Source organism: Chloroflexota bacterium (assembly GCA_015478725.1).
In the GTDB taxonomy this organism is placed as follows: domain Bacteria; phylum Chloroflexota; class Limnocylindria; order Limnocylindrales; family CSP1-4; genus C-114.
Map to the genome: position 1 here is coordinate 39,730 of JADMIG010000006.1, position 19,986 is coordinate 59,715.

18 protein-coding genes are annotated in these 19,986 nt (G+C 71.1%); 6 read left to right on the forward strand and 12 right to left on the reverse strand.

Annotated elements, in window-relative coordinates; translation table 11 throughout:
• Window positions 1–8 precede the first annotated feature (8 nt).
• On the reverse strand, window positions 9–1,346 hold the full coding sequence (locus tag IVW53_06400) for a glutamate-1-semialdehyde 2,1-aminomutase (GenBank protein MBF6605198.1): 1,338 nt from the start codon (window positions 1,344–1,346) through the stop codon (window positions 9–11).
• Between the two features lie 197 nt (window positions 1,347–1,543).
• Between IVW53_06400 and IVW53_06405 the strand changes: the two genes are divergently transcribed.
• Together IVW53_06405 and IVW53_06410 are read left to right on the forward strand one after the other, a co-directional pair.
• Window positions 1,544–2,908, forward strand: coding sequence for an MBL fold metallo-hydrolase (locus IVW53_06405; GenBank protein MBF6605199.1), 1,365 nt, complete (start codon window positions 1,544–1,546; stop codon window positions 2,906–2,908).
• A complete protein-coding gene (locus IVW53_06410) occupies window positions 2,908–4,257 on the forward strand; it encodes an MFS transporter (protein MBF6605200.1) in 1,350 nt (449 codons plus the stop codon). The genes IVW53_06405 and IVW53_06410 overlap by 1 nt, the downstream gene beginning before the upstream one ends.
• Here the strand turns inward: IVW53_06410 and IVW53_06415 are convergent.
• The 9 genes from IVW53_06415 to IVW53_06455 all read right to left on the reverse strand — a co-directional run bounded on the left by IVW53_06415 (window position 4,167) and on the right by IVW53_06455 (window position 13,053).
• A complete protein-coding gene (locus IVW53_06415) occupies window positions 4,167–4,703 on the reverse strand; it encodes a sulfurtransferase (protein MBF6605201.1) in 537 nt (178 codons plus the stop codon). The genes IVW53_06410 and IVW53_06415 overlap by 91 nt on opposite strands.
• Before the next feature lie 304 nt (window positions 4,704–5,007).
• Window positions 5,008–5,526: an NADH-quinone oxidoreductase subunit B family protein gene (locus IVW53_06420; GenBank protein ID MBF6605202.1), complete on the reverse strand. Its 519-nt coding sequence runs from the start codon at window positions 5,524–5,526 to the stop codon at window positions 5,008–5,010.
• Complete coding sequence (locus tag IVW53_06425; protein MBF6605203.1) at window positions 5,508–5,852, reverse strand: 4Fe-4S binding protein; 345 nt, start codon at window positions 5,850–5,852, stop codon at window positions 5,508–5,510. The genes IVW53_06420 and IVW53_06425 overlap by 19 nt, the downstream gene beginning before the upstream one ends.
• A gap of 1 nt (window position 5,853) precedes the next feature.
• On the reverse strand, window positions 5,854–7,365 hold the full coding sequence (locus IVW53_06430) for an NADH-quinone oxidoreductase subunit C (GenBank protein ID MBF6605204.1): 1,512 nt from the start codon (window positions 7,363–7,365) through the stop codon (window positions 5,854–5,856).
• Window positions 7,366–7,375: 10 nt separating this feature from the next.
• Complete coding sequence (locus IVW53_06435) at window positions 7,376–8,863, reverse strand: hypothetical protein (GenBank protein MBF6605205.1); 1,488 nt, start codon at window positions 8,861–8,863, stop codon at window positions 7,376–7,378.
• A complete protein-coding gene (locus IVW53_06440) occupies window positions 8,860–9,525 on the reverse strand; it encodes a hypothetical protein (protein ID MBF6605206.1) in 666 nt (221 codons plus the stop codon). The genes IVW53_06435 and IVW53_06440 overlap by 4 nt, the downstream gene beginning before the upstream one ends.
• On the reverse strand, window positions 9,522–10,484 hold the full coding sequence (locus tag IVW53_06445) for an NADH-quinone oxidoreductase subunit H (protein ID MBF6605207.1): 963 nt from the start codon (window positions 10,482–10,484) through the stop codon (window positions 9,522–9,524). Before IVW53_06445 ends, IVW53_06440 begins: the two co-directional genes overlap by 4 nt.
• The gene (locus IVW53_06450; protein ID MBF6605208.1) at window positions 10,481–12,502 is read right to left on the reverse strand and encodes a hydrogenase 4 subunit B; all 2,022 of its coding nucleotides are present in this window, start codon (window positions 12,500–12,502) and stop codon (window positions 10,481–10,483) included. The genes IVW53_06445 and IVW53_06450 overlap by 4 nt, the downstream gene beginning before the upstream one ends.
• Before the next feature lie 203 nt (window positions 12,503–12,705).
• Window positions 12,706–13,053, reverse strand: a complete 348-nt coding sequence (locus IVW53_06455; GenBank protein ID MBF6605209.1) for a hypothetical protein — start codon at window positions 13,051–13,053, stop codon at window positions 12,706–12,708.
• Between the two features lie 328 nt (window positions 13,054–13,381).
• Between IVW53_06455 and IVW53_06460 the strand changes: the two genes are divergently transcribed.
• Window positions 13,382–13,756, forward strand: coding sequence for a winged helix-turn-helix transcriptional regulator (locus IVW53_06460; GenBank protein MBF6605210.1), 375 nt, complete (start codon window positions 13,382–13,384; stop codon window positions 13,754–13,756).
• Window positions 13,757–13,880: 124 nt separating this feature from the next.
• Here the strand turns inward: IVW53_06460 and IVW53_06465 are convergent, their stop codons facing one another.
• The gene (locus tag IVW53_06465; GenBank protein ID MBF6605211.1) at window positions 13,881–14,195 is read right to left on the reverse strand and encodes a hypothetical protein; all 315 of its coding nucleotides are present in this window, start codon (window positions 14,193–14,195) and stop codon (window positions 13,881–13,883) included.
• Between the two features lie 251 nt (window positions 14,196–14,446).
• Here IVW53_06465 and IVW53_06470 point away from each other — a divergent pair, with 251 nt between their 5' ends.
• Genes IVW53_06470 through IVW53_06480 form a run of 3 tightly spaced genes read left to right on the forward strand, consistent with a single transcriptional unit; the run spans window position 14,447 to window position 18,599 of the window.
• On the forward strand, window positions 14,447–15,568 hold the full coding sequence (locus IVW53_06470; protein MBF6605212.1) for an extracellular solute-binding protein: 1,122 nt from the start codon (window positions 14,447–14,449) through the stop codon (window positions 15,566–15,568).
• Window positions 15,565–17,385 (forward strand): iron ABC transporter permease, encoded by a 1,821-nt coding sequence (locus IVW53_06475; protein ID MBF6605213.1) that lies wholly within the window; start codon window positions 15,565–15,567, stop codon window positions 17,383–17,385. Before IVW53_06470 ends, IVW53_06475 begins: the two co-directional genes overlap by 4 nt.
• Window positions 17,385–18,599, forward strand: coding sequence for an ABC transporter ATP-binding protein (locus IVW53_06480; GenBank protein MBF6605214.1), 1,215 nt, complete (start codon window positions 17,385–17,387; stop codon window positions 18,597–18,599). The genes IVW53_06475 and IVW53_06480 overlap by 1 nt, the downstream gene beginning before the upstream one ends.
• A 50-nt stretch (window positions 18,600–18,649) precedes the next feature.
• Here IVW53_06480 and IVW53_06485 read toward each other — a convergent pair whose 3' ends face one another.
• The gene (locus tag IVW53_06485; GenBank protein ID MBF6605215.1) at window positions 18,650–19,612 is read right to left on the reverse strand and encodes an undecaprenyl-diphosphate phosphatase; all 963 of its coding nucleotides are present in this window, start codon (window positions 19,610–19,612) and stop codon (window positions 18,650–18,652) included.
• Window positions 19,613–19,986: the final 374 nt, after the last annotated feature.

Here is a 19,986-nt window from a genome sequence, read left to right on the forward strand (position 1 = left end):
GCCCCCGATCAGCTTCCCAATGCGGGGCGGACGGCCGCGACGGCGCCTTCGAAGATGTCGAGCGTCTCCTCGATATCCGCGTCGGAGTGGACCGTCGAGACGAACCAGAGCTCGATGTTCGATGGATGGACGAGGACACCCCGGTCGATGAGGGCCCGGGCGAGCGCGGCGTACTTCGGCGAGTTGAGGTGCTCGGCTGCGTCGCGGTAGTCGACGATCGGCGTCTCGCTGAACCAGAACTGGAACATCGGGCCCACACCCTGCACGGAGACCGGCACGCCGGCCCGCTCGAAGATGCCGCGCATGCCGTCCATCAGCCGGTCGCCCCGCCGATGCAGGTCGTCGTGGACGCCCGGAGCGGCGAGCAGCTCGAGCGATGCGATCGTCGCGGACACGGCGACGGTGTTGGCGTTGTAGGTACCGGCGTGGAGGACCGCTCCGTCGGCGACCAGCTCCATGAGGTCGCGGCGGCCACCGAAGGCGGCGGCCGGGAATCCGCCCCCGAGCGCCTTCGCCATCGTCGTCAGGTCCGGGGTGACACCGTAGTACGCCTGAGCACCGCCGCGGGCGACCCGGAACCCGGTGATCACCTCGTCGAAGATGAGGACGATGTCATGGGCGCGGGTGATCTCGCGAAGGAACTCGAGGTAGCCGGGCTGGGGCGGGATGACGCCCGTGTTGCCCATGATCGGCTCGGTGAGGATCGCCGCGATCTCGTGCCCTCGCCGTTCCACAAGCTGCTCGACGGCAGACTGGTCGTTCCACGGCAGGACGGCCAGGCTCGCCCCGATCTCCGGCGGGATGCCCGGCGTGCCCGGGATCGCCCGCGGCGAGTGGCGGAGTCCGGCCGCCGAGAGCGGCGGATGGTGGCTCCATTCGAGCTGGTCGGCCCAGCCGTGATACTGGCCCTCGAACCGCACGACCACGTTCTTGCCGGTCGCCGCGCGGGCGATGCGGGTGGCGTGCAGGACGACCTCCGTGCCGGAATTCCCGAAGCGCACGAGCTCGACGGACGGGACGGCGTCGACGATCGCCGCCGCGGCCCTGGCTTCCATCTCGTACGGCAGGGCGAACATCGTGCCGACGCCCTGGATGGCCGCGGTCACGGCGCCGGTCATGCTCGGGTGGACATGACCGTGGATCATCGGCCCCAGAGCGAGCAGATAGTCCGTGTACCGATTGCCATCGACGTCCCAGAGGTGGCTGCCCTCACCTCGAGCGACGACCGGCGGGCACGGCAGCCAGCCTCCGACCGGACCCCGGACGCCCGAGTTCACCCCGCCCGGGATGAACATCTGGGCTGCGTCGTACGCCGCCTCGGATCGCGAGATCTGGTGGATCGCCATCTGGTGCGGCTCCTGCTGCGGCAGCGCCCGTCACGATGACATCCAGTTCCGTGCAGGCTGAACGGAAATGTAGATGGCGGCCGCCGGTTCGTCAAGGCCGGTTCGGCCGACAGGCCGGATCGTCCGACGCGCTCGGCCGCGACCGACGCGCCGCTCGGCCGCGACGGCCGCGGGCGGGGCGATAGACTCGCCCGGACATGGAGGAGGATCGCGTGACCCGGATCGAAGCGCTCGTTGACGAGGGACTCGGCAACTCGTCGTACCTGATCGACATCGGCGACCGGCGCGCGCTCATCGTCGACCCCGCCCGCGACATCGCCCCCTACCTCGCGATCGCCCGATCGTCGGGACTCCGGATCTCCCATGCCGTCGAGACCCATCTCCACGCGGACTTCGTCTCTGGAAGCCGCGAGCTGGCCGCGATCGGGGCGACGATCGTCGCGCCGCGCGAGGCGGACCTGGCCTTTCCGGCCACCGGTCTCGACGACGGCGAGACGCTCGATCTCGGCGGCCTCCGGCTCGAGGCGATCGGCACGCCGGGCCACACGCCGGAGCATCTCGGGTATCTCCTTCACGACGGGGATCGGCCGGTCGCGCTCTTCTCGGGCGGTGCACTCCTGCCGGGTGCCGTCGCGCGGACGGATCTCATCTCCCCGGCTCGCACCGAACCGCTCGCCAGGTCGCTGTACCGCGCTCTCCACGAGCGGATCCTCAGCCTGCCGGACGACCTGCCGGTGTATCCGACGCACGGCAGCGGGTCGTTCTGTTCGACGACGGCGGCCGGCGAGCGGACGACGACGATCGGCCGCGAGCGAGCCTCCAACCCGCTCCTCGCGGCGTCGGACGAGGACACTTTCGTCGCACTCCTCCTGGAGTCCTTCGGCAGCTATCCGACGTACTTCCGGCGCCTCCGCGAGGTGAACCGTCGCGGGCCGCGAGTCTACGGGCAGCTTCCGAGCCTCGATGCCCTCGACGTCGGCGGGATCGACCGGGCGCTCGCGGCAGGCGCCGAGCTGGTCGACGCCCGACCGATCACGGCGTTCGCCGCCGGCCATGTCCCGGCCTCACTCTCGATCGCGCTCCGGCCGGAGTTCGCCTCCTGGCTCGGCTGGCTCGTTCCCGCCGACCGGGCGCTCGTCTTCATCCTCGGGCCGGGCGACGACCGCCGCGAGCTCGTCCGGCAGGCCCTCGGCATCGGCCACGAGCGGCTCCTCGGCGAGCTCGCCGGCGGAATCGACGCCTGGCGCGACGCCGGGCGTCCGCTCGCCGCGACGGAGATCCTCCGCTCGCTCGATCCTGCCACCGTGCCCGTGATCGACGTCCGTCAGGCGGCCGAGTTCGCGACCGGCCACGTCCCCGGCGCCACCCCGATCGAGCTCGGCGACCTCGTCGGCCCGTCGCTCGAGGCGGTCCCCCCGAGCGCGGCGTTCATCTGCGGCCACGGCGAGCGGGCGATGAGTGCGGCGAGCCTGGCCGAGCGCTCCGGTCGCAACGCCGCGGTCTTCCTCGGTGGGCCAGAGCGCTGGGCGCGCCGGACGAGCCTGCCGCTCGCCCGCGGCTGATGGTCGACCCGTCGCGAACGACACCCCTCACCCTGGGCCTCCGGGCGAATATCGGGCAGTTCTCCCTCCTCGTCGGGGTGAATGCCTTGGTGGGTGGGATGGTGGGCCAGGAACGGACCGTCCTGCCGCTGCTCGCCCGCGATGTGTTCGGCCTCGACGCGCTCAGCGCGGTCCTCACGTACATCCTCGCCTTCGGGATCACGAAGGCGATCGCGAATCTCGCGGCCGGCGCGCTCGCCGATCGGTACGGCCGCAAGCCTGTCCTCGTCGCCGGCTGGCTCGTGGGCCTGCCCGTCCCGGTCATGCTCATCCTCGCCCCCTCGTGGAGCTGGATCGTGGCCGCAAACGTGCTGCTCGGCCTCAACCAGGGCCTCACGTGGTCGACGACGGTCATCATGAAGATCGACCTCGTCGGCCCCGCGCGGCGAGGTCTGGCGATGGGGCTCAACGAGGCGGCGGGCTACGGCGCGCTCGCGGTGACGGCCCTCCTCACCGGGCTCATCGCCGCCCAGGCGGGACTGCGGCCGGCGCCGTTCTTCCTCGGTCTCGCCTACGCCGGGCTCGGCCTGGGCGTGTCCGCGCTGTTCGTCCGAGAGACGCGCGGGCACGTCGCGCTCGAGGGCGCGGGGAGTGGGCGATCCGACGCGATCGGACCGCGGGCCCCCGCCACCCCCTGGCGGTCCGTCTTCTGGCGGACGACCATCGGGAACCGGTCGCTCTCGGCGGCCTCGCAGGCGGGTCTCGTGAACAACCTCAACGACGGCCTCGCCTGGGGACTCCTGCCGCTCTACTACGCGGCGGCTGGACGGTCGATCGCCGAGATCGGCGTCCTGTCCGCCGCCTACCCGGCGGTCTGGAGCGTCGGCCAGATCGTCACCGGCGCGCTGTCGGACCGGACCGGGCGGAAGCCCCTCATCGTGGGGGGCATGCTCGTCCAGGGCGCAGCCCTCGCGGCGATCGCGGCCACCACGTCGTTCGGGCCTTCGCTCGCCGCGGCCGCGGCCCTCGGTGTCGGTACGGCGATGGTGTATCCGACGCTGCTCGCGGCCGTCGCCGACGTCGCGGAGCCGGCGTGGCGGGGCTCGGCCGTGGGCGTCTATCGGCTCTGGCGGGACCTCGGCTTCGCCGTGGGGGCCATCGTCGCGGGAGCGATCGCCGACGCGGCAGGGATCTCGAGCGCCATCTGGGCCGTCGCCGCGCTCACCGCGCTGTCAGGCCTCGTCGTCCTCGTCCGGATGGATGAGACGCACGCTCGGCGTCAGGGCGCGGGCTCGACCGGGAGTCCGGCCGCGGCCCAGGCCTCGAAGCCGCCGATCACGTCGGTCGCCCGCGAGAACCCGAGGTCCTGAAGCGTCGCTGCCGCGATGCTCGAGCTGTACCCGTGTGCGCAGAAGAGGACGACCTGACGCTCCGGCGTCGCGAGGTCCATGTTCGCATGGCCGGAGCTCGGATCGAGTCGCCAGTAGAGGACCGAGAGCGGCACGTGGATCGATCCCGGGACGACGCCGAACTCTCGGCGCAGCTCGGCGCAGCGCGTGTCGATGAGGAGCGCACCGTCGTCCACCACGGCGCGCTGTGCATCGGCCGGCTCGAGCCGGGCGAGACGGGCTCGGGCGTTCTCGAGGAGATCGCCGACCGTCCGTCGGGCCGGCGCGGATGGTGTTCGTGCCGATGCAGATCGCCTTGGTACCGAAGCGGCAGGTACGGCGCGCGATGGCGCCGTTCGTGCTTGCGGTGATCGGGTCTGTCGCGGTGATCGGGTCGTCACGCGTCGCGTTCCATGGCTGGGCGGCATGCCTCGGGTTCGGGAGGACGTTCCCCGTTTCTCGGGTCGCGCCGATTGTCGGCCCGCTCGTCAAGTCCCGCGGGCGGGGGGCGCGGGGCGGGCGGGGCCGGGCCCAGATCGGTGCATCGGTGGACCGTTCGCGAATGAAGCATCGTGGGCCGCGCGGGGCGGGCGGGCCAAGATCAGTGGAGGACCAAGATCAGTGGAGGACAACGATGCCCGACGCAGCGCCATATTCACGCCGGTGCTCGCCTCCGCGGACGTCGCCATCGCGATCGGGCGGGTGCCGGATGGGCGATCGAGGCCGTTCTGATCACGGTTCGGCTGGGCGATCCGCGAACGGCGCCATCCGGCCGACCGCGACGAGGAGGCCGTGGATGAGCGCCTCCGGCCGGGGCGGGCAGCCGGGCACGAGCACGTCGACCGGAAGGACGTCGCCGATGCCGTCGCGGCCCGCGTAGCTGCCGGCGAAGACACCACCGCTGATCGCACACGCCCCAACGGCCACGACGAGTCGGGGCGCCGGCATCGCCTCGTACGTCCGCAGGGCGGCTTCCTCCAGGTTCCTCGTCATGATTCCGGTGACGAGCAGCAAGTCCGCGTGGCGAGGCGAGGCGACGAAGTCGATGCCGAGGCGCTGGACGTCGTGATACGGGTTGAGCAGCGCGGCGATCTCCCAGTCGCAGCCGTTGCAGGAGCCGGTGTCGAGGTGGCGGACATGGAGCGAACGACCGAGCGTCCGCTCGATCGTCCGGCGGAGCCGCCGCGCTGCGACCAGCTCGTCCTGCGGAATGGCGTCGGCCGAAAAGCCCGTCACCGCCCTGCTCTCCAGTCGCGCCGGATCGTGAGATCCGCCCGGTCACGGACGGCGAGCTCGATCAGTGGCCCGAGCCGGATCGCGCCGCGGGGGCAGGCCCGGGCACAGGCGCCGCAGACGATGCAGGCACCGGCATCGAGCGACCAGGCCGAACCATCGAGGCGGATGGCCCCGGTCGGGCAGGCGCTCACACACGAGGCCGAACCATCGCAGCGGACCGCGTCGAGCCTAGGCAAGCCTCGAGCCGCCGACGGAAGCTCGGGGGGATCATCGGGATAGCCGCTCGTGACCGGCCGCTGGCGAAGTGGACGAAGGAGGCGATCGAAGACGTCGAGGGGCACGTCAGCGATCCGTGCAGGCGTAGCAGAGCTCGAAGCTCTTGTTGATGAGCGGAAAGTCGGGCACGAGGTTACCGGGGGCAGCGGCCGCGACCAGCGGCCAGTTCGCGAACGAGGCCGACCGCAGGTGCAGCCGGTCGACGGTCCCGCCGGAGCCCGCTCGAAGCCAGACCCACGACGTGCCCCGTGGGCCCTCGGCCCCGCCGATGGCGGTGTCGCCGAGCGCCGGCATCCGGACGGGCGGCTCCGCGATCGGCCCGCCGGGCAAGCGGCGGATGGCCTGGCGCACGAGCCCGAGCGAATCGTGAGCCTCCTGGGCACGAACGTGGAACCGGGCGGCCACATCTCCCCCCGCAGCGGTGACCAGCCCGACCTCGACCTCGCCATACGCTGCGTACGGCCGATCGCGTCGCAGATCAGGCGCGAGCCCGCTGGCGCGGGCCGTGGGCCCGAGCGCCCCGAGGGCAGCGGCCGTGTCGCGGCCCACGACGCCTGTGCCATGGAAGCGGGCCATGACCCCCTCCGAGCGGACGATTGCGCGGACGGCTGCGGCGAGTTCCGTGCCGATCTCATCGAGGGCGTCCGGCAGCGCGGCGAGGCCGCCCGGATCGAGGTCCGTGCAGAGGCCCCCAGGGGCCACGATCCCGGTGAGATAGCGATGACCGGTGAGCGCATCGTTTCGCCGCAGGAGACGTTCCTTGAGCCAGCCGAGTCGCGCGACCGCCGACTGGAACCCGATTCCGGCGCAGATGTTCCCGAGATCGCCGACGTGGTTGTAGAGGCGTTCGAGTTCCGCGAGCAGGACCCGCGCCCAGCGGGCCCGTGGCGGGATCTCCGTTCCTGTCAGGTGCTCGACTGCCTGCGAGTAGGCCAGCGCGTGCGTGACCGTGCAGACGCCGCAGGCCCGCTCGACGATCGGGAGCGCCGCCCCGAACGAGCGACACTCGACGAGCTTTTCGAGGCCCCGATGGACGAAGAACAGCCGGGCGTCCAGGTGCAGGACACGCTCGCCGATCGCCGAGAACCGGAAGTGTCCGGGCTCGATGACGCCGGCGTGGATGGGTCCGACCGGGAGCTGGTAGACACCCTCGCCGTGGACTTCGAACGGCACGAAACGACGCTCGGCGACAGGCGGCCGAGCGTCGGCCGGGACATCCTTGCGGAGCGGGTGGTAGCCGCGCGGCCAGCGCTCGTGAAGGACGAGCCGGCGCGGGTCCGGGTGGCCGAGCGGAACGATCCCGAAGAGGTCTTTCGCCTCGCGCTCGTCCCAGTGGGCGGCTGGAACGAGTGGGCTGATGGACGGGTAGGCGGGCTCGTCGTGCGGCAGCGCGGCACGCAGCCTGGCGAGTTCACCGTCCGGGCGAGCGACCACCGCCTCGATTGCCAGGCTGTCACCGCCGACCGACCGCTCATCGAGCCCGACGAGCATGACGAACCGGCCGCCCACGTCGACGAGAGACCTGACGCGTTTCCCGAGGTCGTCGGGCGCGACCCACTCGAAGGTCGCGCTCGTCATCGGGAGAGGCTCAGCCACGTCCCCCTCCGAGCACCAATGCGACCTGCTCGAGCACAGCGGCGAGCGGCGAGGGTGTCCAGAGCCCCGCGACGACGACGGCGGTCAGGGGAACCCCGAGAAGGAACGCCCACCGACCCGCGGCAGGGCCGGGTTCCGGAATCGGCCCGGGCCGTCCGGCCGGCCCGACCGACACCCGCATGACGTGGAACAGGAGGCCGGCGACTGCGAGGGCGAGGATCGCCGCCGCCGCTCCCGCGGCCAGGCCCCAGCCTGCCTGCACGCCACCCAGCAGGATCGCAACCTCGGCCGCGAAGACGCCGGACGGCGGCAGCCCGGCGAGCACGAGCGCCGCGACGACGAGCGCCCGTCCGTCCGCCGGCGAGCGGGCGAGACTGCCAGCCAGACGGCCGATCCGGCGGCTCCCCCGCTCGGCGACGAGGCGCCCCGCGGCGAGGAAGGCGGTCGACTTGGCCAGACCGTGGCTGATCAGATGGAGGCTCAGCCCGAGCAGCGCCAGATGGCCCCCGAAGCCGAGCGCCAGCGTCGCCAGTCCCAGGTGCTCGATCGACGAGTACGCGAGGAGGCGCTTGATATCACCCTGGGCGACGATGAACGGGAGCGCCACAGCGAGGCTGAGGAGGCCGAAGACGACGAGGAGCGTCGAGGAGAACGCCGACCCGAGGGCGGCCGCCGTGACGAGGTGGAACCGGGCGAGCGCGTAGAGCGCGACCGCCAGCGCCGCGCCCGACAGGAGGGCCGAGATCGGGCTCGGGGCCTGGCTGTGGGCGTCCGGCAACCAGGTGTGGAAGGGCACGAGGCCGGCTTTCGTCCCATACCCGGCAAGCGCGAAGAGGAACGCCAGGCGGACGAGGCCCGGATCGAGCCGCGGCGCGATCTCCATCAGACGGGTCCAGTCAAGCGCGTCGCTCGTCTCGCCGAGCGCGCCGACCGACGAGGCGTAGAGGAGGAGGGTCCCGAGCAGGGCGAACCCGATCCCGATCGAGCCGAGGATGAGGTATTTCCAGGCGGCCTCGATCGCTGCGGGCGTGCGGGCGAAACCGACGAGGAGCGCCGACACGATCGTCGTCGCCTCGATCCCGATCCACACGAGCCCGAGGTTGTCGAGGAGCGGGACCGCGGCGAGACCGGCGGCGAACAGGAGGAGAAGTGCGTAGTAGCGGCCGGTGTCGTGCGGACGGAGGAGCCCGGCCGCACGCTCGTGAGCCAGGTGACCAGGTGAACCGGCCACCGCGATCGCGGCGACGGCCAGGACGAGGACCACCACGTACGCGCCCAGCGCGTCGACGACGACCTGGCCGCCGAACGCCCGGAGCGGGCCCTCGACGAAGACCCGCGCCGCGAGGAGGAGTCCCGCCGCGAGCGCCGTCACGAGACCGCCGCCCGCCAGGCGACTCGCCCGCCGATCGTCGGCGAACCAGGCAACGAGGCCGGCGATCGTGGGAGCGGCGACGATGAGCGCAACGAGCAGCTCCGTCATCCGCGCAGGTTCCGCAGGCGATCGGTCGAGGTGCTGCCGAGGACGTCGAGCATGCGGCGCGCATAGACCCACGCGACGACGACCGCGATGAGCAGGTCGAAGAGCACGCCGAGTTCCACGACGAGGGGCATCCCATAGGTCAGCGAGAAGGCTGTCAGGGCGATCCCGTTCTCAAAGACGAGCAGGCCGACGATGAGGGACAGCGCCTTGCGGCGGGTCATGACGATGAGCAGGCCGGTGAGCACCTCGGCGATGGCAGCGGGCAGGCCCCGGCTCGCTGCGACGCTCGCCCCGACGAACGCCCCATCCGCGGCCACACTCGCGGCGAAGACGATCGCGACCGCCGCGACGAGGGAGGTGCGCGGACCGATCAGCGGGTGTCGCTCGCGCCGCACCGCCGAGCGCCGCAGGATCGAGCCGAGGACAAGCGGAACGACGAGACCCTTGACGACGATCGCGAGCAGCCCGCCGATCAGGAGGTGGCCGGCGCCAGTCGCCAGGCCGACGCCGAGGGCTGCGACGCCGGTGAGCGCCGATTGGATCGCCACGAGCCAGATCGACCGTCCGATCGAGCGGGTGGCGGCGAGCCCGATACCGAGCACGACGATCGCCGCCGCGCACGCGTCGACGATCTGGCTCGCCGTCCGTGGATCGAGGCTCATGCCGGCAACCACAGGCGGGTCGCGAGACCGATCGCGGCGATGATCGAGGCAGTCGCGAGGAGGCCCGGCAGGGCGAGGAGGCGCAGCTTCGCGAGGGCGGCATCGAGCACGCCAAGAACGATCGCGGCCCCGACCAGCTTCGCGAGTGCGGCGCCGATCGCGATGACCAGTGCCAGCGGTGTCAGGTCGACCGCGGCGCCGAGCGGCAGGAATGCGGCGGCGAACAGACCCACCACGAGGACCAGTTTGAGCTCGGCCGCATACATGAGGATCGCCAGGCGCGGGCCTGACGCCTCGAGGAGCATCCCCTCGTGGATCATCGTCAGCTCGAGGTGGGTGTCGGGATTGTCCACCGGCTCGTGGCCGGTCTCGGCGACGGCGACGATGGCGTAGGCGGCGGCCGCGAGCAGGAGCGCCGGGGTGTACCAGGAGATCCCCGAGGCGGCTCCGCGCGCCGCGATCGTGCCGAGATCGGTCGACCCCGCCGCCAGCGCGGCGCCGGTCAGCGCGAGGAGGAGCGCCGGCTCGACGAGGGTCGCGATCGCGACCTCGCGGCTGCTCCCCATCCCGCCGAAGGCACTGCCGGCGTCAAGCGCCGAGAGGGCGAGGACGAACCGTCCGAGGGCCATGAGACCGACGACCACGAGCAGGTCGCCCCAGCCGTCGAGGGGCGCACGGACCGCGACCATCGGCACGAGGAGCGTGGCCACGACAACCGTGGCGAGAACGATCGCCGGCGCCGCCGCGGTCAGTGGACTCGCCGCGTCGCTCTCGACCGACTCCTTCGCCCACCATTTCGCGAGGTCCCGATACGGCTGGAGGAGGGAGGGTCCTCGGCGGTACTGGAGGCGCGCCTTGACCCGCTTCGTGATCCCCAGCAGGAGCGGCGCCACGAGGAGCGTGAGCGCCGCCTGGATCACGGCCGGGACGAGCGTCTGCACGACCGTCGGAGTGATCATGCGTGGGCGAGCAGGAGGAGCGCGATGAGCGCCGTGACAGCGTACGCGAGATACAGCTGGAGGCTGCCGGACTGGAGGCGGCGGACGAGCTGCGCGGCATCGATCGCCGCACGATGGAGCGGCCGGTAGAGGCGCTCGTCGATCAGGTGGCTGACCTCGCCCCGGTAGCGGACCGTGCGCGCGAACGGCGTGCCGGGGTGGAACTCGACCGAGATCTCGCGCACCGGTCGCAGGACCGGCCCGAAGTACAGCCGGATGAGCTTCGCGTAGCTCGTCGCGGTGTATTCGAACGCGGGCTCGGGCACGATGCCGCACGTCCACGTCGCGGTCCGGCGGGTCTGCCGTCGGCGCACGCCGACGAGCCACGTGACGCCGGCGATGGCGACCAGGAGGACGGTGAGCGGCGCGGCAGCGTACACGGCGCCGATCCCGCCGACTGCCCCGGTCGCCGCGGCATGGGATCCCGACCCGACAAGCTCACCCGCTACCTCGAGGATGACGCTCGACACCGGCCCTGCGGCGATCCCGACGCCGATGCAGGCGATGGCGAGGCTCGCCATGGCGGCACCCATCGTTCGACCGGTCTCTCGAGCGCCCGCCGCTCCGGGACTGCGCGGCAGAGCGAGGAATGACATCCCGGTCGCCTTGACGAAGCAGGCGACCGCGAGGGCGGCGGTCAGTGCGAGACCCGCGACCGTGAGGAGCACCGCCGACCGCGCAACGAGCGACAGCGCGGGATCGCCGCCCGCACCGATCAGGCCCTGGAACGTCAGCCACTCACTGGCGAAGCCATTGAGTGGCGGGAGCCCGCTGATGGCCGCGGCGCCGATCCCAAACGCGAGAGCGGTGACGGGCATCGCCCTGGCGAGTCCGCCGAGGACGTTGAGGTCCCGAGACCCGACAGCCGACTGGATCGAGCCGGCGGCAAGGAAGAGGACGGATTTGAAGAGCGCGTGATTGAGGGTGTGGAAGAGTGCTGCGGTGAGCGCGACCGCAGCGAGGGCGGTCGCGCCGTCACCGAGAGCCAGGATCGCGACCCCGACGCCGATCAGGATGATCCCGATGTTCTCGATGCTGTGGAAGGCGAGGAGGCGCTTGAGGTCGTGCTCCATCAACGCGTAGAGGACGCCCAGTACCGCTGACGCGACGCCGATCGCGAGGACGAGGAGGCCCCACCACTCCGGACCCGGGCCGAGCAGGTCGAGCCCGAAGCGGACGATCCCGTAGACACCGGCCTTGATCATCACCCCGGACATGAGTGCCGAGACGTGCGATGGCGCGACCGGATGAGCCCTCGGCAGCCAGACATGCAACGGGATGGCACCGGCCTTTGTGCCGAAGCCGAGGAGCAGGAGCAGGAAGACGATGTCACGTGCCCCCGGCGGGAGGCGCGCCGCGGCCTGGCCGAAGGCACCGAAGCTCGTCGAGCCCGCGGTCGCTGCAAGGATCGCGAACGCGATGATGAGGGCGGCCGTCGCGAGATGGGTCAGCGCGAGGTACAGGTAACCGGCGCGCGCGACATCCGCGCTGGGACGCGATCCGACGACGAGGATTGCCGAGCTCAACGCCATGATCTCCCAGGCGAACAGGAACGCGAAGACGTCGTCTGCGCCGAATACGAGCGCCAGGCTGGCGATGAACACCGGGTAGGCAGCGGCGGTCCGATCGCCCGAAGCGCCATGGGCCGTGTAGCCGATGCCGAACACCGAGCTCGCGGCGCCCGCGACACCGAGGACGACGAGGAACAGCCCGCCGAGCGGGTCGTACCGGACGTGGATCAGGGCGAACCCGAGGACGTCGCCGGCGCTGGCGAGGAGCGGCGTCCCGGAGGCGATGACGCTCACCCCGAGACCGAAGATGCCGACGCACGCCAGGGCCGAGAGCGACAGAGACAGGGCCTGCGGGTTCGCCCTCGAGCGCGGAGCGATCGCCGCGACGGTCGACAGCACGAGCAGCACCGCGACGGCGGCAAGGAGCGACGCATCAGCCGCTCCCCCGAGCGCGCTCGCGATCGACACTCGGGTCCTCTACCTCTGTCTCGCCGTGATCACCCGCGAGACAGAGATCGCGCGGTATCGGCCTTCTTAATTATATATTCCAAGTCTTGAAGTCTGCAGAACAAGTAGTGGACGAGGCGATCCCACGCGCCGGTGACCCGGCGACGGAGCGTCGGGCGCGGGCGGGGGCTCGATGGCGACGCCCTCGACAGGGCGCGAGCCGTTCAGCGCACGCGCCGGCGGGCGACAGTCGAGAGGTGAGGGCGCTCGCGATGAACCTGCCTTGTCGGGGTCGCTGGAGTCGGCGAGGGTACGGTCGCCGGTGCCGGTTTGCTTCGAAGCCGCAGCTGGTGAAGGGACCAGTCGATGTCGCCCTTTTCGGCCGGGGGCACGGTCGACCGGGCCGATCGAAGAACCTCGATCGCCAGCGGAGTTTCCCCGTTCGTGCCGGCCCGCTCGATGACGCGGATCGCAAAAGCAGCCAGGGTCGGCTTGACGAGCCACGGCCGGACGCCCTCGATGGCCCGTGCTCCGTGGGCGGCGATCCGGTCGCGCCACTCGATGCGATGCATGGGCGACGCCGTTTCCGCTTCCTGCAGCAACGCCGACAGTTCCATCACGCCTCCGCGATCGAGTCGCCCCGCCGGGCTCTGCGGCCGGACGCACTCCCGTTCGAGATACTGAACATAAACTCCCAGGGTCCGGGCAACGCCTCCCGGACGACCCCTCCGGCGCGGTAGGCGCCACCGTCTGTCGCCCTCATTCTATCACGTTGGCGATTATCCTGCAAGATAACAGATAGACAATACATGGGCACGGTAGGATACTGCGCCCGAAGGCCCGGAAACCAGCCTCAGATTTGCGATCGGTGGGCCCAACCACAGAGGGACCTACGCGACCATGGCACGCCAGGACTCCCGCGGCGATGACGCCGAGCGCCTCCGCCAGTTCAAAGCGGAGTTCTTCAAGGCGCTCGCACATCCGCTCCGCATCCGGATCCTCGAGCTTCTTCGGGGTGGTCCGCTGAGCGTGACGCAGATCCAGGAGGCGACCGGCGCGCCGGGATCGTCCGTGTCGCAGCAGCTCGCCGTCCTCCGCGGAAGGAATATCCTCGCCACCGAGCGCCGGGGCACCACGATCATCTATCGCGTCCCCGACCCCGAGTTGTTCGAGCTGCTCGACGTGGCACGGACGATCTTCAACACTCACCTGAGCGACACGATCGATATGCTGCGCCTGGTCGACAGCGAAGCGGCATCTGCCGGCGAGCGATGACCGCCCGCCCCGCGTCGGTCGTGAGGATCGCGCGGACGGTGGGACGAGAAGCTCTTGAACGTGCCGACGCCCGCCGAACTGCTCGGCGGGCGTCGGGCTGGGATGGTGCGAGTGTCGCGCCGGGTCACATCGCCGGGAACGTCTCGCAGACCTCGATCGTCGCCCCCGCCTCGAGGACCGGGCACCCCTTCGCAAGCGCGATCGCCTGATCCAGGCTGTCCGCCGTGATGACGCTGTAGCCGCTGAGGGAGCTCCGGCCGTCGCCGCTCACGGAGCCGTTCGAGGCGATCGTCTTCGCGGCGCCGATCGGGTTGCCCGGGTCCGTGACGGCATCGCCGAGCCTCCCGAACCAGGCGCCCCAGGCTTCCATGACCCTCGCCTGCTCGGCGGGTGTCGCCGGCATGCCGCCGCCGCGATAGGCGAGCAGATAGGTGGCCATCGTCGAGTCCTCCTGTGTGGATGGGTCCAACACCGTAACGACGAACGACTCGGCCGAAATCGACATAGCGGTCGTCCGGGCCGATCGATCTCCCTGGCGACCTGTCGATGGGCACTGACGATCGTCGCCAGCATGCATGAAACGGCAATCCCGAGGTAACACACCGTTCATCGGACTACGGTCGACTTATGGGGTCCCCGTCACGCTTCGCCAGGGAGGATCCCCCGTTGCCTCAGGCACCTCGGCGTTCCATGCCGACCCTCATCGCCGTGTTCGCAATCGTCGCCGGCGCATGCAGCGCCTCCGCGACGCCCAGCCCCGTCCCGACCGCGACCGCCGCGCCGCCGACGGCGCCACCGCCGGCCACCGCCGCACACGCCGCGACCGCCCCGTCGACGCCGTCGGCGGCGCCGAGCGCAGCTCCGAGCTACGCCAACGTCCCGCTCATCGTCTACTCGGCCCAGGGCTATGACTCGGCGGTCGTCAAGGCATTCCAGGCGGCGACCGGCATCCCCACCCAGCTCGTCGACGACAGCACTGGACCCCTCCTCGTCAGGATCCAGGCAGAGGCGAACAACCCGAAGTGGGGCGTCCTCTGGGTGGACGGCGCCGAGGCGTTCGCCGCGCTCGACAAGCAGGGCATGCTGCTGCGGGGGTACGAACCGAACGTGCCCTTCAACGCCGTCGGGCGATCGCTCATCCCGGCCGACACGAGCTACATCCCGACCGGCGTCACGATGGCCGGCACGCTCGTCTACGACTCGAAGGTCGTGACGGCACCGCCGACGAGCTGGAACGATCTGCTCACCGCTCCGTGGAAGAACGCGGTCGGGATGAACAATCCGTCTGTGTCCGGACCGACGTATCCATTCGTCGCCGGTCTCATGAACTACGCGGGCGGCGTCAGCCAGGGTGAGGCGTTCTTCACCAAGCTCAAGGCGAACGGCCTCAAGGTCAACAACACCAACCCGGACACGCTCCACGAGCTCGAGACGAAGCAGATCAGGATCGCCCTGATCCAGAGCTCGGCCGGCATCGGCGCCGGGATCGCGAACCCATCCATCAAGACCGCTTTCATCGATCCGTCGACGCCCATCCCGGGCGTCATCGGCATCGACGCGAAGGCCTCCCCCGCGGTCATCGCCGAGGCGAAGGCGTTCGCCGCCTACGTCCTCTCGCCGGCCGGCCAGAAGGTCATGCAGGGCGGCGACCCGACCGGTGACTCGCTGTACTGGCCGATCGTCGACGGCGTCAGCGCCCTGCCACAGCTGCCTGTGCTGTCCACCGTCCCCGCCAAGGCGATCGATCCGTACACCTGGGGTCCCCTGGAGTCGACGATCAACAGGTGGTTCAGCGACACGATCGTCCCATGACCATGGGGTCCGGACGGACCGACGCGGCGCCTGCCGGCCCGAGTGGCCGGCGGGCGTTCGTCGACCCGGACCTCGGGCCCATCGCGCGCATCTCCCGAAGTCGGGTCCTCGGTCGCATCGGGCGGCTCGGCCTGCCGATCGCGCTCTGGTTCGCCATCGGGGCGCTCCTCGTCGTCCCGATGGCGGCATTCCTCGTGCAGGCGTTCTCGCCCCGCCTCTTCGGGACCGGTCCTGAGTGGTTCACCCTGGCCAACATCGAGCACGCGTTCGGGGCGACCACCGTCGTCGGCCTCGTCGACTCGCTCGTCGTCAGCGTCGCGACGTCGCTGATCGCCGTCGTTGTCGGCGGTCTCCTCGCCTGGGGGGTCCACCGCACGGACCTGCCGGGCCGACGCCTCTGGCCGGTCCTCGTCTGGGTCCTCCTCCTCATCCCCTCCTTCCTCGTCGCCCAAGGCTGGGAGTACCTCCTTCAGCCGGGTGGCGTCCTCTCCCAGTTCGGACTCGATACATCCGCCCTGTTCACCGCCTTCTACGGGCCACTCGGCGTCGTCTTCGTCCTGTCCATGACCGCCCTCCCGTTCGCCTACATCACGATCTCGGCTGCGCTCCTCAACCTCGGCTCGGAGTTCGAGGAGGCGGCCCGGGTCCACGGCGCGGGACCCGTCGGGACGGCCCGGATCATGATTCCGATCCTCGCCCCAGGCCTCCTCTCCGCGGCGGCGATCGTGTTCGCCGAGACGATGAGCGACTTCGGCGTGGCGTCCACACTGGCGGCCAGCGCCCACTTCCCGGTCGCCACGTACGTCCTCTTCGAGGCGATCAACAACAATCCCGCGGATTTCGGGCTCGCCGCCGCGATCGGCTGGCTCCTCGTCGCGAGCGCGGCAATCCCGATCCTCGTCCAGGCATGGGCACTGCGAGGCCGGACGTTCGCCGTGGTCTCGGGTCGGACACGGATCCCGGCCCGGACCCGCCTCCGGCCCACCACCAGAACCATCGCCACGATCGCAACGGCGGTCCTCTTCGTCATCGCCCTCGGCGCTCCCGTCCTGGGGGCCGTCGTCGCGTCATTGCTCAAGGACTTCGGCACGAGCTTCTCGTTCCAGGCGCTGACCTTCGAAAGCTATCGCCAGGTCCTGGCCGGCGATCTCGGTCTCGCCGACCCGCTCATCTTCTCGACGAGCCTCGCGGTGATCGCGGCGGTCGTCACGGTGGTGCTCGGTCTCGCCGTGGCGCGCCTGCTCACGTCGCGCGGCGGCGGGCGGGTGGGCCGGATCACCGACCTCGTGCTGCTCGGGTCCGTCGCCCTGCCGGGGATCGTCCTCGCCGCCGGGTACATCTTCGCCTACAACCTGCCGGGCCTGACGAACCTTGGCCTCGATCTGTACGAGACGACGCCGCTCCTCATCATGGGCTACGTCGCGACCGCGCTCCCGCAACAGGCACGCCTCATGGTCGGGCCGGTCTCCCAGCTCCAGGAGTCGCTCGTTCTCGCAGCACGAGTCCACGGCAGCTCCGCGCTCGCGGCATGGGGTCGGACCGTCGTCCCGGTCCTCTCGCGGGTCCTCCTCTGGGGCGCCCTGCTGACCTTCGCCAAGACCCTCCTCGAGCTGCCGGTCTCGCAGCTCCTCTATCCGCCCGGATCGCGGCCGGTCTCGGTGGCGATCAACTTATACGTCTCCGGACTCCACTACGACACGGGCACCGCGATGACGGTCGTCGCCCTCGTCGAGGAGTTCGCGGTCATCGTGATCGCCCTCGGCCTGTTCCGACTCCTCGCCCCGCGCGGATGGCGCCGCGGCCTCGGTCCCACCTGATGCAGTTCAGGCGGAGCGCCGGAGACCCGACGGGCCTGCAGCGGCACGATCCGCCGGCGGTCAGTGTGGAGCGCGTGACGAAGCGGTTCGGATCGAAGGTCGCGCTCGACAGCGTGACCGTGGACGTGCCGCCGGGCGCCTTCCTCGTGCTCCTCGGCCCGTCAGGCTCAGGAAAGACGACGCTCCTCCGCTGCGTCGCGGGGATCGAGCGACTCGACAGCGGCACGATCGCCATCGGCGGCCGGATCGTCGCGGACAGGGTCCGGCACGCGCCCCCGGAGCGGCGCGATCTCTCGATGGTCTTCCAGGACTACGCCCTGTGGCCGCACCTGACCGCGGTCGAGAACGTTCGCTTCGCGCTCCGGCGGCGGCGCCTTGCGACGGCCGATGCGGCACGGCGGGCGAACGAGATGCTCGAGCGGGTCGGTCTGGCCGGGCTCGCCGGACGGTACCCGAACGAGCTCTCCGGCGGCGAGCAGCAGCGAGTGGCCCTCGCGCGCGCGCTCGCCGCGAACACCGGCCTCCTCCTCTTCGACGAGCCGCTCTCGAACCTCGACGCCAACCTCCGGGAGCAACTCCGGGTCGAGATCTCGACGCTCGCTCGCGACGCCAACGCCACTTCCATCTACATCACCCACGACCAGAGCGAGGCGTTCGCGCTGGCCGACGTCGTCGGCGTGCTGCACGGCGGGCGTCTCGTCCAGCTCGGCGCGCCGCAGGACATCTACTCACGGCCGGCGACGACGTTCGTCGCCCGGTTCACGGGACTCGCCGGTGAGGTCGCAGTCGTCGTCGTCGGGGTGGACGGCGGCGGCGCGCCGCTCGTGAGGATCGCCGCGAGCGAGGGCCCGCCGATCAGTGCGCGCGCGACCGCGCCGGCGGCGACGGATGCGGCGGGCCGACTTCTCGTTCGACCGTCGGCGGTCCGTCTCGGACCGCCGAGCGAGGCGTGCGAGGCGGGCGACGGCCTCCGGGGCCGGGTCGCCGACGTCGCGTTTCGCGGTCGTGGCTACGATCACGCCGTCGTCCTCGCGAACGGGACGCGCCTCGTCGGCATCCACGACGAGCGTCCGTGGAACCGGGGCGACGAGGTCGCCGTGACCTTCGATCGAGCCGGCTGCTTCTTCTTCGCCGCCGGCTCCGACCCGGCGATGACACCGGACCAGTCCGTCCAGGCGAGCGCAGGGGCGGTGGTGCCTGCCCCCTCCCTCTGACGCTCGACCGGAGCGCGGCCCCTGAGACAGCCCGGGCCCACAGCCCGCGCTTACCCGAACCTGACGAGAGCGAGCGTCCCCACGACGACGCAGTAGATGGCGAACGGGGTCAGCGTGCGGGTCGTGAAATAGCGGGTGAGGAATCGGACTGACAGGTAGGCGGCGATGCCCGCCGCGACACTGCCGGCGAGGATCTGGGTCCGCACGCCGTCGCCGTTCGGGCCGATGAGATCCGGCAGCTTGTAGACGCCGGCGGCGAGGATGATCGGTGTCGCGAGGAGGAACGAGAACCGGGCCGCATCCTCGTGATCGAGGCCGCGGACGAGGCCGGCGACCATGGTGATGCCGGACCGGCTGATCCCGGCGAGGAGCGCGAACGTCTGGGCGCAACCCACGATGACCGCGACGGGAAACCCGAGGGCACCGAGCCGTCGCTCGGCGGCCTCCTCGTCCGCGGACGCGCGCGCCGCCGACGATGCCGGACGCACTGCCGCCGATCCGGTCCGGGACGTCGGCGATGCGGCCCGGATCGCGCCTCGCGGCACGGCCATGTCGCGCCCCGAGGCTCGTCGCCTGAGCCACTCCCCGGCGGCGAGGATGATGCCGTTGACGACGAGGAACCCGGCCGCGAACAGCGGCGTCGCGAAGACGACGCGGAACGTGTGCTCGAAGATGAGCCCGGCAAGCCCGGCCGGGATCGTCGCGACCACGAGGAGCCAGCCGAGCCGCGCCTCCGGCGTCTCGATCCGCCGGTCACGGAGCGAGCCGAGAACGCCGCCGACGATCCGGATCCACGTCCGCCGGTAGAAGATGAGGAGCGCGGTCGCGGTCGCGACATGGAGGCCGACGAGGAAGGCGAGGAAGTACGACTCCTTGGCGGATTGAGCAGCGACGACGTCCGTCCAGCCGAGGAGCTGCGGCAGGATGACCGAGTGCCCGAGGCTCGAGACCGGGAACAGCTCCGTGACCCCCTGGAGGAGGCCGAGGATGATCGCCTGGGGAAAGGTCAGCACGGATCACTCCTGAGATCGTCGGCGATTCGTTCGGCCGATGGCCGGGAGAGCCTATCGCATGCGGACGGAGGAGCCCCGAATATCCCCGAGACGTCGCGGACCGCGGGGCGCCCGTGCGCGCGGGGTGCGGGGCGTCCGTACGCGTGGACTGCGGGTGTGTCGGGTACGCGCGGGGTGCGTCATGTGCGCGATGTGTCGGCCTCGCGGCCGTGTCCGGGTGCCCGGCCGTGCGCGCTCTGATCCATCCCCGGTCGGATCTGGCCTCGCACGCCCCGGCTGCTCGACGTTACGACGCACCGGGCGCGTAAGCGACGCTGCCGAGCCACGCCCAAGGCTGCGGGCAGTCGCCCAGCCGAGCGCGCCGGAACGCCCGG